This window comes from Winogradskya consettensis (assembly GCF_018332715.1).
Lineage (GTDB): Bacteria > Actinomycetota > Actinomycetes > Mycobacteriales > Micromonosporaceae > Actinoplanes > Actinoplanes consettensis.
Window position 1 is genome coordinate 223,479 of the sequence record NZ_BOQP01000016.1, and the last position, 14,371, is coordinate 237,849.

13 protein-coding genes and 1 pseudogene are annotated in these 14,371 nt (G+C 70.9%); 9 read left to right on the forward strand and 5 right to left on the reverse strand.

What is annotated here, in order from left to right:
* Positions 1 to 942 precede the first annotated feature (942 nt).
* Positions 943 to 1,182, reverse strand: coding sequence for a hypothetical protein (locus Aco04nite_RS16810; protein WP_212998149.1), 240 nt, complete (start codon positions 1,180 to 1,182; stop codon positions 943 to 945).
* A gap of 625 nt (positions 1,183 to 1,807) precedes the next feature.
* On the opposite strand from Aco04nite_RS16810, the gene Aco04nite_RS16815 reads away from it, so the two are divergent.
* On the forward strand, positions 1,808 to 3,091 hold the full coding sequence (locus Aco04nite_RS16815; protein ID WP_244876054.1) for a D-alanyl-D-alanine carboxypeptidase family protein: 1,284 nt from the start codon (positions 1,808 to 1,810) through the stop codon (positions 3,089 to 3,091).
* Here Aco04nite_RS16815 and Aco04nite_RS49615 read toward each other — a convergent pair.
* Positions 3,080 to 4,942, reverse strand: coding sequence for a glycoside hydrolase family 5 protein (locus tag Aco04nite_RS49615; RefSeq protein WP_212998150.1), 1,863 nt, complete (start codon positions 4,940 to 4,942; stop codon positions 3,080 to 3,082). The two genes, Aco04nite_RS16815 and Aco04nite_RS49615, sit on opposite strands and share 12 nt — an antisense overlap.
* An 88-nt stretch (positions 4,943 to 5,030) precedes the next feature.
* On the opposite strand from Aco04nite_RS49615, the gene Aco04nite_RS16825 reads away from it, so the two are divergent.
* From Aco04nite_RS16825 to Aco04nite_RS16835, 3 genes are read left to right on the forward strand one after another with little or no spacing between them, the layout of a single operon-like run.
* Positions 5,031 to 5,585, forward strand: coding sequence for an RNA polymerase sigma factor (locus Aco04nite_RS16825; RefSeq protein WP_244876055.1), 555 nt, complete (start codon positions 5,031 to 5,033; stop codon positions 5,583 to 5,585).
* On the forward strand, positions 5,582 to 6,637 hold the full coding sequence (locus Aco04nite_RS16830) for a hypothetical protein (RefSeq protein ID WP_212998152.1): 1,056 nt from the start codon (positions 5,582 to 5,584) through the stop codon (positions 6,635 to 6,637). Before Aco04nite_RS16825 ends, Aco04nite_RS16830 begins: the two co-directional genes overlap by 4 nt.
* Before the next feature lie 52 nt (positions 6,638 to 6,689).
* Complete coding sequence (locus tag Aco04nite_RS16835) at positions 6,690 to 7,520, forward strand: helix-turn-helix domain-containing protein (protein ID WP_212998153.1); 831 nt, start codon at positions 6,690 to 6,692, stop codon at positions 7,518 to 7,520.
* A gap of 189 nt (positions 7,521 to 7,709) precedes the next feature.
* Here Aco04nite_RS16835 and Aco04nite_RS48860 read toward each other — a convergent pair.
* Positions 7,710 to 7,910 (reverse strand): annotated as a pseudogene (locus Aco04nite_RS48860) (winged helix-turn-helix transcriptional regulator); the annotation flags it as partial.
* Positions 7,911 to 7,954: 44 nt separating this feature from the next.
* Between Aco04nite_RS48860 and Aco04nite_RS16845 the strand changes: the two are divergent.
* Positions 7,955 to 8,530 (forward strand): class I SAM-dependent methyltransferase, encoded by a 576-nt coding sequence (locus Aco04nite_RS16845; RefSeq protein ID WP_212998154.1) that lies wholly within the window; start codon positions 7,955 to 7,957, stop codon positions 8,528 to 8,530.
* A gap of 4 nt (positions 8,531 to 8,534) precedes the next feature.
* Here the strand turns inward: Aco04nite_RS16845 and Aco04nite_RS16850 are convergent, their stop codons facing one another.
* Entirely contained in the window at positions 8,535 to 9,293 is a 759-nt protein-coding gene (locus Aco04nite_RS16850) for a DeoR/GlpR family DNA-binding transcription regulator (protein ID WP_212998155.1), read from the reverse strand.
* A 190-nt stretch (positions 9,294 to 9,483) separates the two neighbouring features.
* Here Aco04nite_RS16850 and Aco04nite_RS16855 point away from each other — a divergent pair, with 190 nt between their 5' ends.
* From Aco04nite_RS16855 to Aco04nite_RS16870, 4 genes are read left to right on the forward strand one after another with little or no spacing between them, the layout of a single operon-like run.
* Positions 9,484 to 10,812, forward strand: coding sequence for an ABC transporter substrate-binding protein (locus Aco04nite_RS16855; protein WP_212998156.1), 1,329 nt, complete (start codon positions 9,484 to 9,486; stop codon positions 10,810 to 10,812).
* Positions 10,809 to 11,705: a carbohydrate ABC transporter permease gene (locus Aco04nite_RS16860; protein ID WP_212998157.1), complete on the forward strand. Its 897-nt coding sequence runs from the start codon at positions 10,809 to 10,811 to the stop codon at positions 11,703 to 11,705. The genes Aco04nite_RS16855 and Aco04nite_RS16860 overlap by 4 nt, the downstream gene beginning before the upstream one ends.
* Positions 11,705 to 12,556 (forward strand): carbohydrate ABC transporter permease, encoded by an 852-nt coding sequence (locus Aco04nite_RS16865; RefSeq protein ID WP_212998158.1) that lies wholly within the window; start codon positions 11,705 to 11,707, stop codon positions 12,554 to 12,556. The genes Aco04nite_RS16860 and Aco04nite_RS16865 overlap by 1 nt, the downstream gene beginning before the upstream one ends.
* Positions 12,553 to 13,617 (forward strand): SIS domain-containing protein, encoded by a 1,065-nt coding sequence (locus Aco04nite_RS16870; RefSeq protein WP_212998159.1) that lies wholly within the window; start codon positions 12,553 to 12,555, stop codon positions 13,615 to 13,617. The genes Aco04nite_RS16865 and Aco04nite_RS16870 overlap by 4 nt, the downstream gene beginning before the upstream one ends.
* On the opposite strand, the gene Aco04nite_RS16875 is transcribed toward Aco04nite_RS16870, so the two are convergent.
* On the reverse strand, positions 13,614 to 14,279 hold the full coding sequence (locus Aco04nite_RS16875) for a hypothetical protein (RefSeq protein ID WP_212998160.1): 666 nt from the start codon (positions 14,277 to 14,279) through the stop codon (positions 13,614 to 13,616). The genes Aco04nite_RS16870 and Aco04nite_RS16875 overlap by 4 nt on opposite strands.
* Positions 14,280 to 14,371 lie beyond the last annotated feature (92 nt).

Below are 14,371 nucleotides of genomic sequence, written 5' to 3' on the forward strand. Positions count from 1 at the left end.
CCCACCCGAATCGGCCCAGGCGGCCGATTCCACAACAACTGCCCCCAAACCCCGCGAGCCCGAACCGCAGCAGCAGCCTGCCCCTTCCAGCCCCGCAGCGGTCACCCCACCGGCCCCTGCCAGCCCCGCGCCGGTCACGCCGCCTGCGTCTTCGAGCCCCGCGCCGGTCACGCCGCCTGCGTCTTCGAGCCCCGCGCCGGTCACGCCGCCTGCGTCTTCGAGCCCCGCGCCGGTCACGCCGCCTGCGTCTTCCGGCCCTGCGCCGGTCACGCCACCTGCGCCTTCGACCCCCGGGCCGGTTGCCCCGCCTGCGCCTTCCGGCCCTGCGCCGGTTGCCCCGCCTGCGCCTGCCGGCTCGGCTCAGGTCACTCCGGGCGCGCCTACCGCCCCGGCTCCGGCTCCGGTCACACCGGCCGCGCCTACCGGCCCCGCTCCGGTCACGCCGCCCGCCGCGTCACGCCCCGCAGCGGTCAGCCCGCCCGCGCCGGAACCGGCACCCTGGTCAGCCTTCACCCCTGGCCCGAAGTCCAAGCCGGCACCCGAACCCGCATCCGGCCCGACCCCCGCGCCGGGCCCCGGACGAGGCACAGCTCCCGCGCGAGGCGCCGAACCCACCAGCCCTGGATCCGCGAGCGGCCCTGGCGGCTCTGACGCGACCGCGGTTCATCCGGTAGCCGGCCCCGGCCCCGGCTCGTCCGGCTCGTCCGGCTCGGCATCGGTCGCCGCGGCGAAGTCTGATCCGCCGACCCGGGTGAGTCCGGCAGCCGGCTCGGCATCGGTCGATTCCGGGGGTTCCGGGACGGCTGGTTCCGGGACCGCGGGATCTCCTGGCTCGGCAGCAGGCAATTCCGCCGGCACCGCGTCGGTCGGTCCGGCAGGGGCGGGATCGCAGGCAGCGACTCGTTCGTCATCGGCGGGCCCGGCCGGATCCGGACCGTTTGGTCAGGCTCGGTCTGCTTCCGGATCCGCTTCGGTCGGGCCGGCCGGGTCGGCCGCAGCGCCATCAGCCGCGCTGGGCCGTTCCGCGTCGGGGTCTGCCTCGGTTGCTCCGGGCCGTTCGGCGGTGGGTTCTTCCGCAGGGTCGGCGTCAGGGTCGGCGTCGGTGGGGCCGAACAGCTCTGTCTCCGGTTCGCCGGCGGGGGCCCAGGGGCGGGCCGCCTCGGGGTCCGCGTCGGTTCCCACCGGTAACGCCTCGGTCAGCCCGCCGTTCGGTGGGCCGGCCGGGACTGTGTTCGGCTCTCCGGCCGGTGCGCGTCCGGGCGTTCAGGCCGGCCCGCCGCCGAGTGGGCAGACCGGTGAGTCGGCCGGTCCGCAAGCCGCAGCTACCGTGACTCCGAGCCGGACACCGTTCGGTGCGCGCCCGGCGACCTCGACCGGCACGCCAGGCACCCCGCCATTCGGCAGCCAGCCGGGAACCTCGCCCGGCACTCCGCCGGGGACCTCGCCCGGCACTCCGCCGGGGACCTCGTCTGGCACTCCGTTCGGTTCGCGGCCGGTGGCCTCGGCGAGTGCGCCGGCTACCGCGCCGTTCGGTGTGCGGCCCGGGGCGTCGCCGGGTCAGCAGGCGGGAAACCCCGCTGCCCAGCCGTTCGGTGCGCGGCCGGTGGCCTCGGCAAGTGCGCCGGCCACCCTGCCGTCCGGGCTGGAGCCTGCCGGTCCGCAGCCTGGCGTGCGTGGCAATCCGCTGGGCGGTCCGCAGCCTGGAGTGCCTGTCACTCAGGCGCCCGGGGCGCGGCCGGGGTCGTCGGCGGGCCGGTCGGTGGGCACGGCCTACGGGACGCCGGTTGCCACTCCGAATCGTCCGGCATTGAGCGCTCCGGTCGGAGCGCCGGCCGGCACCACGCCGAGCGGCACGGTGACCACCACAGCCGGGAAGAAGAGCCGTCGCAAGCTGGTCGTTCTGCTCGCCGTGGCCGTGCTGGTGCTGGGGTTGCTCGGTGGGGGAGGGGGCTTCCAGCTCAGCAAGGATCTCCCCGCGGCGACCCTGACCGCTGCCCTGGCCGACACCTTGAAGATCCCGGGGAAGGCGATCGACATGCCCTGGCCGTCGGCCGGGTCGGCGGAGATCATGATCGAGGGGCTGGGGCGGCTCGGGCGGTCGGGGGATACGGCGCCGGCGGCGATCGGCAGTGTGGCCAAGGTGATGACGGCGTACGTGATTTTGCAGGAGCATCCGCTGGAGGGGGACGACGAAGGTCCCGGGATCACCGTGACCGCGGCGGATGTGGCTGACTACAACGCTCGGATCCCCATGGGACAGTCGCTGGTGAGGGTCACTGCCGGTGAGGTGATGACGGAGCGGGATGCGCTCGAGGCGTTGATGTTGCCGTCCGCGAACAATGTGGCGCACATGCTCGGGGTGTGGGATGCCGGAAGCGAAGCCGCGTTCCTGACGAAGATGAACGCGGCGGCGGACGAGCTCGGTATGGACGACACCGATTACACCGACCCGAGCGGGTTCCTGCCCAGCACCACGAGCACGGCCGCTGACCAGGTGATTCTCGCGCAGGCCGCGTTGAAGTCGGAGGTCTTCGCGGAGATCGTCGCGCTGCCGTCGGCCACCATCCCGGTCGTGGGGAAGATCCGGAACTACAATGACCTGCTCGGCAGCAACGGGGTCTTCGGGATCAAGACCGGGTCGACCGACGAGGCGGGCGGCAACCTCGTGTTCTCCTCGCATCTCACCGTGGCGGGTAAGAAGCTCACCGTGATCGGGGCGGTGTTCAACCAGCCCGGTGCGAACACGCCGGAGCAGCTCGCGCAGGTCAACAAGGTGGTCCGCAGGCTGCTCGCCAAGGTCGCGGCGGTGGTCAAGCAGTACACGCTGCTCGCCGCCGATCCGCTCGGTGAGGTCCGGACGGCCTGGGGTGCGACCAGCGCGGTCCGCCCCGCCGAGCCGGTCAAGGTCGTCGGGTGGCCGGGCCTGGCCGTGGAGGTCCGGCTCAGCACCAAGGCCCCGGGCCCCGAGGTGGAGACCGGGGCGATGGTGGGCACGGTCGAGGCCGGTCCCGCCGATTCTCCCGTACGCGTGGAGCTGCGCGCCGACACCGCCACGCCCGACCCGTCCCTGTGGTGGCGCCTAACCCACTAGCGAACGGCAGTAGAGCGCGGCGGGGTTGCCCGAGGAGAAGGCGCGGCGGGTGAAGGCGATGCCGGCGGCGTACTCGTCGTTGGTGCATTGGCCTTTGTAGTTGCCGGCGGCGAAGTCGCCGCCGGGGGAGCCTGCCGGGCGGTTGTCGCCGCGGTCGAACCAGACTGTGCGGCCGGCAGTGCCGAGGGTCCGTGACGATGGTGTGCACAGGGCGCTCGATACCGCTGCGCCGCGCGCCGCGTAGCCGGTCAGGAACGATCCGGCCGGGCACTGGAACTTCGTGTAGCCGGACGCCCAGTCGCCCGAGGTGGCGTAACGCTCGTCGGTGACCGCCTGGAAGGCGCCGGTGCCGAGGGCCGTGGCTGACACGTCGGTGCACAGTGCGCGGTTTCCCGTACGACTCAGGCCTATGAGCCTTTGATCGTCGGGGCAGGCGGCCTTGCGCGCGCCGTTGTCCCAGTCACCCGCCGCCCGCATGCGCAGGGACTGGACGTAGTCGCCGTGGTCGGGGCTGAGCATGGACCAGCGGGCGACCGGGTCGACCTGGCCGTTCCTCGAGGGGGCAGCGATTAACCGCTGCCAGTCGGCCGTACGCCAGTCGCCCGCGTCGTTCACCGAGGCGCGGTTGCCGGCCTCGTCCCAGAACAGCAGCGCCCAGCCGTTCGCGGCGCGGGTCTCCTGCCAGCCGACGACCGGCCAGTACGCGAAGTCGGCGTCGGCCTGGATGAGGTAGTCGACGAAGTTGCCGAACCAGGCGCGCTGGCTCGCCCCGGTGCCGGGGTTGCCGTCGATGCCGAACTCGCTGATCCAGACCGGGGCGGTGAAGTGCTGGCCCGTCTCGGCGGCCACGTAGAACGCCTGCTGGTAGAGCGTGGCGAACAGGTCGGCGCGGCTCAGGTCGCGGTAGCGGGGGTCGGTCGTCTCGCCGGTGCCGGTCGCGCCGCTGTGGTTCGGGCCGGTGTAGTCGTAGAAGTGCGCCGAGTAGACGAGTTTGCCGGAGGTGGTGAGGGTGTGGGACAGCTGGCGTACGGGTGCCAGCGTCGGCCTCTCGTGCGCGAACCCGTCCACGGGGATGCCCGTCCAGTTGATGCCCTCGACGATGATGAGCAGGCCGGGGTTGGCCTCGGCGAGGATCCGCTCGCCGGCGCGCTGGGCGGCGGCGAACCAGTCGTGATCGTCGCCGAGGCCCCAGTTCGGGTCGTCGAGCACGGTCCGGCGTACCTCGTTGTAGAGATCGGCCCCGACGACCCTGGGGTTGCTCCGGTAGCGGCCGGCCATGAAGACCCAGTCCTGCTCCCACGCGGCGGCGCTCTGGCTCGCGTTCCACCGTTCGTTGCCGTCGACGCCGCAGCACCAGCGGGTGGTGTTGGTGTGGTTGTTGAGGATCACGGCGAGCCCGGCGCCGGTCAGCGCGGTGACCACGGCGTCGTAGACCTGCAGCGGGGTCAGGCCGCGCAGCTGCGGATTGGCGGCGACGGCGGTGTCGGCCACCGGCTGCGGGTCGTGCACCATCTCGTTCGAGAACGGCAGCCGTACGCTGTTGAGCCCCAGCTCCGCGAAGCCCGCCACGATCCGGGTGAGCGGCGCCCGGTCGAGGCCCATGGGTACGCGCCCGGCGTTCTCCCCGGCGTGATGGGCGGCGTCGTCGTTCTGATCGCCGTCACCGTTCCACGTGCCGCTCGCGCCGTGCCAGTTACCGGACTTGAGCTTGAACCGGGCGCCGGTGGCGTCCACGATGTACCGCCCGCGGGTGCTCAGCGGTGCTGTCCACGCTTCCACCACCGCCGCTCTGGCAGGACTGGGCACCACAAGGGTGGCGGCGAGCAGGATCCAGACGATCAGTCGTGCCATGAGACCCGCGCTTTCATCGACGTTGATCCATTATCGGGGCACGGAAGTAGCCTGTCACGATGCGGCGCCTGCCGGACATGAAGAAGACGTGAGCTACGAGGACCGCTTCCGCCGCGTCTACGCCGCCAACTTCGAGTCGCTGCTGGCGTATGCCCTGCGCCGGGTCGAGCAGAGCGAGGACGCCGCCGACGTGGTCGCCGAGACGTTCCTCGTCGCCTGGCGGCGGGCCCGGGAGATGCCACCCGACGACGAGGCCCGGTTATGGCTGTACGGCGTCGCGCGGCGGGTGCTCGCCAACCATCACCGGGCCGGTCAGCGCCGCGGCCGGCTGGGGGAGCGGCTGCGGCTGCGCCTGCGGGTCGCCACCGGCGGTGACCCGGGCAGCGAGGTGCCCGAACGGCTCGCGGTCCGCGCCGCGCTGGCCCGGCTCGGCGACCTGGACCGCGAGGTTCTGATGCTCACGTTCTGGGAGGGCCTCGAACCGCGCGAGGCGGCCGCTGTGCTCGGCGTGAGTGCGGCTGCTGTGCGTACGCGGCTGTCGCGGGCCCGCAGCAGAATGCGCGACCTCGTCGGTGACGACCTGGGACCACCCGGACATGTACTCGACGTCATGGCCCTGCACGCCACCGAGGAGGACAGATGACCGACGAGCAGCTCGACCGGATGATCGCCGACGCCGACCCGTACCGATCGGGGACGGCCGCGGGTCTCGGTGGGGCCGACCGGAGTCTCCTGGAGGAAATCGTGTCCCAGCCCGTTCGTCACCCCTTCCGGGCCCGCCGCGGTATGGGCAGTGGCCTGGCCGCCGCCGGGGTCGCCGCGGCCGTCCTGGCGGTCGCCGTCGGCGCGGCCCTGCTGAACCGGAACGAGCCGGTCGGCGAGTACGCCGCCCCCTCGGCCACGTCGACCACCACCGCGGCGGACTTCTCGGCGATGGTGCTCAAGGCCGCCGAACGCAACCCCCGCCTGCTGATCGGCGAACCCGGCTGGACGGTGACGAACGTCAACGGCTTCGCCGACGACTCCGGCAGCATCACGTTCACCAACGGTGAGCACGAGCTCGGGATGGACTGGTCCCCGGCCGAGCTGTACCCCGACTTCTACCAGGACCGCCTCGATGTCAGCGAACCGGTCGAGGTCGAGGTGGCGGGCACGAAGGCCGACATCTTCACGTACAGCAAGGACGACTTCGCGGTCATGCTGCATCCCCGCGGCACGACGTACGTCGAGATGCGCACCTCATCCGGCTGGACGCGGGCGCAGTTCGAGCAGGTCATCGCGGACGTGAAACAGGTCGACGTGCAGAGCTGGCTCGCCGCGATGCCCCCGGAGATCGTCACCCCGGACCGGGTGGACACGCGGCTGGCCGAGGTCCTCACCGGCGTACCGGTCCCGCCGGGCTTCAGCATGACCGACCTCAGCGCCCTCGGCACCAACGACGCCTACCAGTTCGGCGCCCGGGTGACCGGCCGGATCGGCTGCGGCTGGATCCACGAATGGATCCGCGCGAAGAAGGTGGGCGACCAGGTCTCGCAGCAACGGGCCGCCGCCGCCATGAGCGGCAGTCACCACTGGAAGGTCCTCAACGACATGAACGCCGAGGGCGACTGGCCCGACATCTTCTGGGAGTACGCCGACCAGCTGGCCGCCGGCAAGATGCCCAAGGGCTACGAGAGCGGCCTCGGCTGCGAGTAGGGGGTGTGCCAGGGCCCCCTCACGGTGCCCTGGCACGGCCTACCGTGGGGGTATGAGCGACGCACCGAACCTGCTGGGCGATTTCCTGCGCGCGCGCCGGGAGCTCGTCACCCCCGATGACGCGGGCATTCCCGTGCTCGGGGTGCGCCGGGTGCCCGGTCTGCGCCGCGAGGAGGTCGCGATGCTGGCCGGCATCAGCGCCGACTACTACCTGCGCCTGGAGCGTGGCCGTGACCGCAACCCGTCGGTGCAGGTCCTCGAATCCCTGGCCCGGGTCCTGCGCCTCGACGATCCCATGCGCGTCTACCTGCTGAGCCTCGCCGGTGACAAACCCCGCCACCGCCCCCGCCGTCCCCGCAAGGAGACCGTCCCGCCCAGCACGGCCAAACTGGTGGCGATGCTCCCGATGCCCGCGTTCGTCGAGGGCCGCTACCTCGACATCCTCGCCGCCAACCCGATGGCCGGGGCCCTCTCACCGCGCCTGGTCGTCGGCGCCAACCGGCTGCGGGACGTCTTCCTCGACCCCGGCGAGCAGGATCTCTTCTTCCCCCACTGGGAAACGGTCACCTCCGGACTGGTCGCCAGCTTCCGCGAGGCGGTCGGCACGGACACCGACGACCCCCGCTTCATCGAGCTCGTCGGCGAGCTCTCCCTGGCCAGCCCGCTCTTCCGGCAACTCTGGGCCCGCCACGACGTCCGACCCCGCGGCGGCGCGGTCGCCGTTCCGTTCCACCACCCCGAGGTCGGCGAGCTCATCCTCAACCGCGAGAAGCTCCACATCGCCGGCACGGACGGCATGATGCTGGTCGTCTACCACCCCGACGCCGGCACCGACGCCGCCGACAAACTCGCGATCCTCGGCTCGGCGATGCTCAGCCGTTAGCGTGGACGCCGCGTTCCACGGCGGCGTGACCACCATCCACCAGTCGCGCAGGCGCACCGGCACCGCCTCGAAGCGGAACTGGATCACCGTCCGCCCGGACGGCACGGCGGAGTGGTCGACGCGGCGGTGCATGTCCCACAGGAGCAGCTTCGGGTCGAGGTCCGCGTCGCCGAGGGTGCCCATCCAGCGGGTGCCCCAGACGCCGAGCGCCATCACGATCGGCTCCAGCTCGCGACCGGCGGGCGTCAGCAGATAGTGAACCTCCGAGCCGGCCGGACGGCGGATCACCACACCGGCCGTGGCCAGCTTGGCCACCGGGCAGAACTGCTGGTAGGTCACTCCCATACCGAGCACGGTAGGCGCGCCACCCGATCGGGGGCCAGTACACATCCTGTACTGGAGGGCTCGTCCGGGTGACTCCTACCGTCAGGCTCATGACGACGGTGTGGGCACTCGGCGACTATCCATCGGTGGCGGGCGAGGTGATCCCGGCTCTCGGCCCGGTCCTCGTCGAGGCGTGCGGCGCCGGCCCGGGAATGCGGGTGCTGGACGTGGCAGCCGGCTCAGGTAACGCGGCGATCCCGGCGGCATTTACCGGTGCGGAGGTCACCGCCTCGGACGTGACACCGGAACTGCTGGACGCAGGGGCGAAGGAGGCGGCCCGGCGTGGGGTCCGGGTGCGCTGGGAGGAGGGGGACGCGCAGGCGCTGCAACCGCCCCCGCTGTGGGGCGACCCGGCCCACGTGACGGACCTGCTCGGCGCCGGCGTCACGGAGATCGACGCGCGGCGGCAGACCCTGCGGGTGAACGCATTCGCCACCCCGGAATCCTTCCGGGACTTCTTCAAGGCACGGTACGGCCCCACGGTCGCCACCTACCGCCGCATCGCCGGCAACCCGGAGCGGGTAGCCGCACTGGACCGGGACCTCGCCGGCCTCGCCCGCAGCCACGACCTCGGCGGCGGCGCCATGGACTGGGAATACCTGCTCCTGACCGCCACGGCCCGGTGACGGATCAGGCGCGCAGGACCTTGCAGCCGGCTGTGGCCAGGGCCTCGGCGTCGGCTGGGGGGAGGCGGGTGTCGGTGAGGAGGATGTCGACCTGGGCCAAGGTGCAGACCGGGGCGAGGGCGACGTGGCCGATCTTGGAGGCGTCGGCGAGGACGATGACGCGTTTGGCGCGCTGGACGAGGACCCGGTTGACGCGGGAGCCGGCGGGGTCGTAGTTGGTGCAGCCGGCTCGGGCGTCGACGCCGTCGACGCCGACGATGGCGACGTCGAGGTTGTATTCGGCGAGGAAGGTTTCGGCGCTGGGGCCGATGACCTCCTGGCTGCTCGGGCGGACCTCCCCGCCGGCGGCGAAGACGCGCAGGCCGGGGTTGGCGAGCAGGTCGGTGGCGACGTTGAGGGCGTTGGTGACGATGGTGAGCCCCTGGCGGTCGAGCAGCCCGCGGGCGAACTCGGTGACCGTGGTGCCGCCGGTCATGCCGATGACGCGGGCGCCGTCGACGAATTCGAGGGCGCGCTGGGCGATGCGGCGTTTCTCGGCGAGGTCCTGGGCTGATTTGAGGCTCAGCGGCAGGTCGTAGAACGAGTCGTGGGGGCGGACGCCGCCGTGCGTGCGCGTGACGAGGCGTTTGCGTTGCAGGGAGTCGATGTCGCGGCGGATCGTGGCCAGGGAGACGTCGAACTCCTCGGCGAGGGTGGCGACCTCGACCTCGCCGGAGTCGACCACGCGGGCCACGATCGCGTTGAGCCGCTGCGCACGTTGCATGCCGAGACTTTACGAACACGCGACACGATTGCGCAAACGCGCAGTTTTACGGGAGCTGGGTGATTGCTTGCGCAACATCTTTGTAAAACAGGCTTGACATGGGACTTTGAGCAGCCGCAGGGTGTGTCGGACGAGCAACCAGCGTGCGTGAGAAGTGAGCGAACACGCACAAGCGAAAGTAGGTCGCCGCATGGCACTGCCCCGGTTGATGACAATCCCGACCGCCGCCCTGGGGGTTGCCGGCCTGCTGGCCGCGTGCGGCGGGAACGGCTCGGACACCAAGACGCCCACCGCGGGCCCGACCACCGGCGTGACCATCTCGGTCGTGCTCGCCACCGATCCGCCGCCGCAGGCCGCGCTCGACGCGTTCACGAAGCAGACCGGGATCACGGTCAAGTGGACGAACGTCGACTGGGACAGCCTGCAGACGAAGATCACCGCGGCGGTGACCGCCAAGACGTACTTCGCGGACGCGACCGACGTCGACTGGTCCCGGGTCGGCCAGCTGTCGAAGCTCAACGCGTTCTACCCGATGGACGAGCTGATGGACACCAAGTCCCTCGAGGCGGACATGCCGCAGCTGACGTCGTTCACGGCGGGCGGGCACGTGGTCGGCGTACCCTATGACGCCTCTTTCAGCGTGACCACCGTGAACAAGAAGATGTTCACACAGGCCGGGGTGGCATTGCCGAAGACGCTGGACGAGTACACGGCGGCCCTGAAGACGCTGAAGAGCAAGGGGACCGTGCAGTACCCGCTGAACATCCCGTTCGCTGCGGCGGAGGGCCTGTCGACGTACTGGTACCAGACGACCGCCGCCTTCGGGGGCACCGTGCTGGACGACAAGTACAAGCCGGCGTTCACCGACCCCGCCTCGCCCGGTTACAAGGCCGCCGCGTGGATGGTCGACGCGATGAAGCAGGGCCTGGTGCCGCCGGGCAACATCAACGTGACCGACACCCAGGGCCAGCAGACGCTGATGGCCAAGGGGCAGGTCGCCAGCGTGTTCAGCGACTACTCGGGCATGGTCGGCAGCCTCTACAACGTGCCGAAGTCGTCCACCGTGGCCAATCAGGTCGCCTACCTGCCGACACCCGGCGTGACCGGCCCGGGAAAGAACAACTCCAACCCGGACGGTATCGGCGTGCCGCGCACGGCCAAGTACGCGCAGGCCGCGGCCCTGTTCATCAAGTGGTTCACCGACGCCGACAACCAGGCCGACTTCGCCGGTCTCAGCGGACCGGACAAGGCGATGCCCGGGTACGCGCTGCCGTCGCACGTCTCGGCCGTGCAGAAGCTCGCCGACAAGGGCAGCCTGATCGGCGGCAAGGACCTGGCGACCATGCTGCAGACCTCGTCGCAGCCGATCTTCCCGGGCGGCGCGCCCTCCTGGTACCCGCAGTTCTCGCAGGCCGTCTACACCAACCTGCACTCGGCGGCGACCGGCTCGGTGACCGTCGAGCAGGCCCTGAAGAAGATCGGCGACACGGCCGACCAGCTCTCGGCGAGCGGTTCATGACCGCAGGCACCGTGGCCGCCCGTCGCCGCCGGCCCGACCTGCTGCCGTACCTCCTGGTTGCCCCGCTCGCCCTCGTGATTGTCGGGCTGGCCGTCGTGCCGGCGGTGTACTCGCTGGTCCAGGCGTTCTTCCGGGTGCAGCCCCTCGACCCGCCGACCCGGTTCAACGGGTTCGACAACTTCCGGTCGCTGGCTCACAACTCGGCGGTGCTCGGCAGCCTGGGCAACACCATCGCGTACACCGTGATAGGCATGGCCCTGACGACCGTGCTCGGCATCGGCATGGCGCTCGCGTTGCAGCAGCGGTTCCGCGGCCGGTCCATCGTGATCGCCGTGCTGATCCTGCCGTGGGCGCTGCCGGGCGTGGTCGAGGGCATCGTCTGGAGCGGCATCTGGGACGCCAACGTGGGCCTTTTCAACAGCGCCCTGACGTCGTTTCACCTGGTCGACCAGTATCAGGTCTTCCTCGGCAGCAACCGCTGGCTGACCATCCTGCTCATCGAGATCGTGCAGGTCTGGCAGATCACCCCGCTCTCGGCACTGCTGGTGCTGGCCGCGCTGCAGAACATCCCGGACGAGTTGTACGAGGCGTCCGCGCTGGACGGCTGCTCGGCGTGGAGCCGCTTCGTGCGGATCACGCTGCCACTGGCCCGTCCGGGCATCGCGGTCGCCATGGTCCAGGCGCTGATCCTGACGCTCAACGTCTTCGACCAGCCGTACGTGCTGAACGGGGCGGCCGAGACCGGGGCGTCGCTGACGATGCAGACCTACTTCATCAGTTTCCAGAACCTGGACTTCGGCGCCGGGTACGCGTTGTCGTTGCTGATCACGCTCGCCACGCTGCTGCTCTCCTGGGTCGTGGTGCGGCTGGTCTACCGGAAGGTGGAGTTCTGATGGCCCGGCGAGCTCTGATGACCAGCCGGCATCCCGTGCGCTGGTTCGGCGTGGCGTTCATCCTGCTGTGGTCGCTGTTCCCGCTCTACTGGGTGGTGAACGTCAGCTTCCAGACCGACGCCGAGGTGGGCAGCAAACCGGCCCACTACCTGCCACCGCACCCGACCCTCGCCAATTACAAGGCGCTGCTGTCCGGTGCCGGTGACATTCCGGACCAGGTGCGGCAGGGTACGTTCAACATCGTCGTCGAGTGCACGGTGTCGACGGTGATCACGGTGGTGGTGGCGACGCTGGCGGCCTACGCGTTCGCCCGCATGACGTTCCGGGGACGCGATCTGCTGTTCTACGGCGTGCTCGCGACCATGGCGCTGCCTGCCTACGCCACCCTGATCCCGCTCTACCGGCTGATGAGCACCGCCGGGCTCGTCAACACGTACACCGGCATCATCCTGGTCTATGTCTCCGGATTCCTGCCGCTGGCCACCTGGATCATGCACAACTACATGGTGTCCCTGCCCGTGGCGCTGGAGGAGGCCGCGAGCGTCGACGGGGCGAGCCGCATGCAGGTGCTGACCCGGATCGTGCTCCCACTGGCGATGCCCGGCGTCGTGTCCACCGCGATCATCACGTTCCTGTTCGCGTGGGGCCAGTTCCTGTTCCCACTGGTGCTGTCCAGCGACATCTCGACGCAGCCCCTCACTGTCGTCATCACCGCGCTGCAGGGCCGGCACGAGGTTCCGTACGCGCTCCTGAGCGCTGCCGGGGTACTCGCCATCACCGTGCCCGCCGCCATCGCGGTCGCCCTCAACCGTTACGTCGTCAACGGCCTGCTGGCCGGGAGTGTGAAATGACATCGAATCTCATCGAGCCCGCCACCGCCCGGGAGATCGCGCAGCAGCCCGCCCTGTGGCAGGACGTCGCCCGGCACGTCACCGAGCGCCGCCCGACCACGAGTGCGTTCCTCGACCCGATCCTGAGCGACCCCCGGGCCCGGATCATCCTCACCGGCGCGGGCACCTCCGCGTTCATCGGCCAGGTGCTGGCCACCCACCTGGAACACACCCTCGGCCGCCGGGTCGAGGCGATCGCCACCACGGACCTCGTCGCCGCACCCTGCGACTACCTGAGCGGCGACGCCCCCACCCTGCTGGTGTCCTTCGCGCGCTCCGGTGACAGCCCGGAGAGCGTCGCGGCGGCCGACCTCGCCGACCGCTTCCTGGAGGACCCGTACCACCTGATCATCACCTGCAACGCCGACGGCGCGCTCGCCACCGCACGCGCCGGGAAGCCGGGCTCGCTGGTGCTGACCATGCCGTCCGCCTCGAACGACACCGGCTTCGCGATGACGTCGAGCTTCACCTGCATGCTGCTGACGGCCCGGCTCACGCTGGGAGCGCCGGTCTCTTCGGCAGTTCTGGACGGGCTGGTCGACGCTGCTTCCCGGGCGCTCGAGGAGACTCCCACGTGGGCGGGCGAGCTGGCCCGGCGCGGCTTCGACCGGATCGTGCACCTGGGCAGCGGTGCGCTGCAGGGCATGGCCCGCGAGGCCGCGCTGAAGATGCTCGAGCTCACTGCCGGGCAGGTGGGTACGTGGTTCGACTCGCCGCTCGGCTTCCGGCACGGCCCGAAATCGGTGCTCACCGACCGTACGCTCATCGTGGTCCACACCTCGGGCGACCCGTACACGAGGCAGTACGACGACGACATCATCGCCGAGCTGGCCGGGCACGAGGTGGTCGTCCTGTCTGCCTTGCCGGACGGCGACGACACCCTGCGGGCCCTCGCCTACGCGGTCCCGTGCCAGATCATGGCGCTGGAGTTCTCCCTCGCCCTCGGCCTCACCCCGGACAACCCGTTCCCCCAGGGCCAGGTCACCCGCGTCGTCTCCGGAGTGCGCATCCACCCCGTCTAACGAAACGCCAGGGACAACTGGTCGATCAGCTCGGTGCTGGTCGACCAGTCGTCCCGCGCACCGAACGCCACCCGGTCGGCCAGTGGCGCGTCGGGGGCTGCGCGCCGCGACCCGACGTAGGCGACGAGCTCAGCCACACTCTCCTGCCCGGCCGGGGTGAGCACCCGCGGGGCCACCCAGTCCCGGACCAGGGGCAGCGACAGCAGCAACATCGCGGCCACCACGAAGAACGCCACCGGCGGCGCCCAGTCGGGAGCGCCGCCCAGGGCCAGCACGACCGGCAGCACCGCCACACCGAAGAACGCGGCCCCGCCCACCACGAGCAGGCGCGGAACCGACCGCTCCGCACGCCACAGGCCCGCCTCCCAGGTCCTCCGCGTCGCCGCCCGCAGCAGCACTCCGGAGGTCCTGGTGTGCTGACCGGGCCGGAGCAGCAACGATTTCTGGCCGCCGGGCAGCAGCGCACCCAGCACAGCAGTCGCAGCCTCACCGGCGGCGGGCACCTCGCCCACCTCCACCAGCACCCCGCCGTCCGCGTGGCCCAACGTCAGCACCCCGTGCTCCGCGAGCTCCACCAGCTGCGCCAGCAATGGCCGCTGAGTGCCACCGAGCGGATACCCGGCAATCTCAGCAAGCCATTCGTCAGCAATGCGGTCACGCATGCGCGCAAGCGTAGTACGGCAGGCGATACCGCGGGCCCCCAGAGGATGAGACTGTGCATTCTCGATCCGCCCGGTCGCGCTGATGTACTGAT

Excerpts from the sequence above, each read along its gene's own strand:
- Aco04nite_RS16845 (WP_212998154.1), top strand. The coding sequence starts at position 7,955 with ATGACGACGGTGTGGGCACTCGGCGACTATCCATCGGTGGCGGGCGAG.
- Aco04nite_RS16860 (WP_212998157.1), top strand. The coding sequence starts at position 10,809 with ATGACCGCAGGCACCGTGGCCGCCCGTCGCCGCCGGCCCGACCTGCTG.
- Aco04nite_RS16875 (WP_212998160.1), bottom strand. The coding sequence starts at position 14,279 with ATGCGTGACCGCATTGCTGACGAATGGCTTGCTGAGATTGCCGGGTAT.
- Aco04nite_RS49615 (WP_212998150.1), bottom strand. The coding sequence starts at position 4,942 with ATGGCACGACTGATCGTCTGGATCCTGCTCGCCGCCACCCTTGTGGTG.
- Aco04nite_RS16870 (WP_212998159.1), top strand. The coding sequence starts at position 12,553 with ATGACATCGAATCTCATCGAGCCCGCCACCGCCCGGGAGATCGCGCAG.
- Aco04nite_RS16835 (WP_212998153.1), top strand. The coding sequence starts at position 6,690 with ATGAGCGACGCACCGAACCTGCTGGGCGATTTCCTGCGCGCGCGCCGG.
- Aco04nite_RS16850 (WP_212998155.1), bottom strand. The coding sequence starts at position 9,293 with ATGCAACGTGCGCAGCGGCTCAACGCGATCGTGGCCCGCGTGGTCGAC.
- Aco04nite_RS16830 (WP_212998152.1), top strand. The coding sequence starts at position 5,582 with ATGACCGACGAGCAGCTCGACCGGATGATCGCCGACGCCGACCCGTAC.
- Aco04nite_RS16855 (WP_212998156.1), top strand. The coding sequence starts at position 9,484 with ATGGCACTGCCCCGGTTGATGACAATCCCGACCGCCGCCCTGGGGGTT.
- Aco04nite_RS16865 (WP_212998158.1), top strand. The coding sequence starts at position 11,705 with ATGGCCCGGCGAGCTCTGATGACCAGCCGGCATCCCGTGCGCTGGTTC.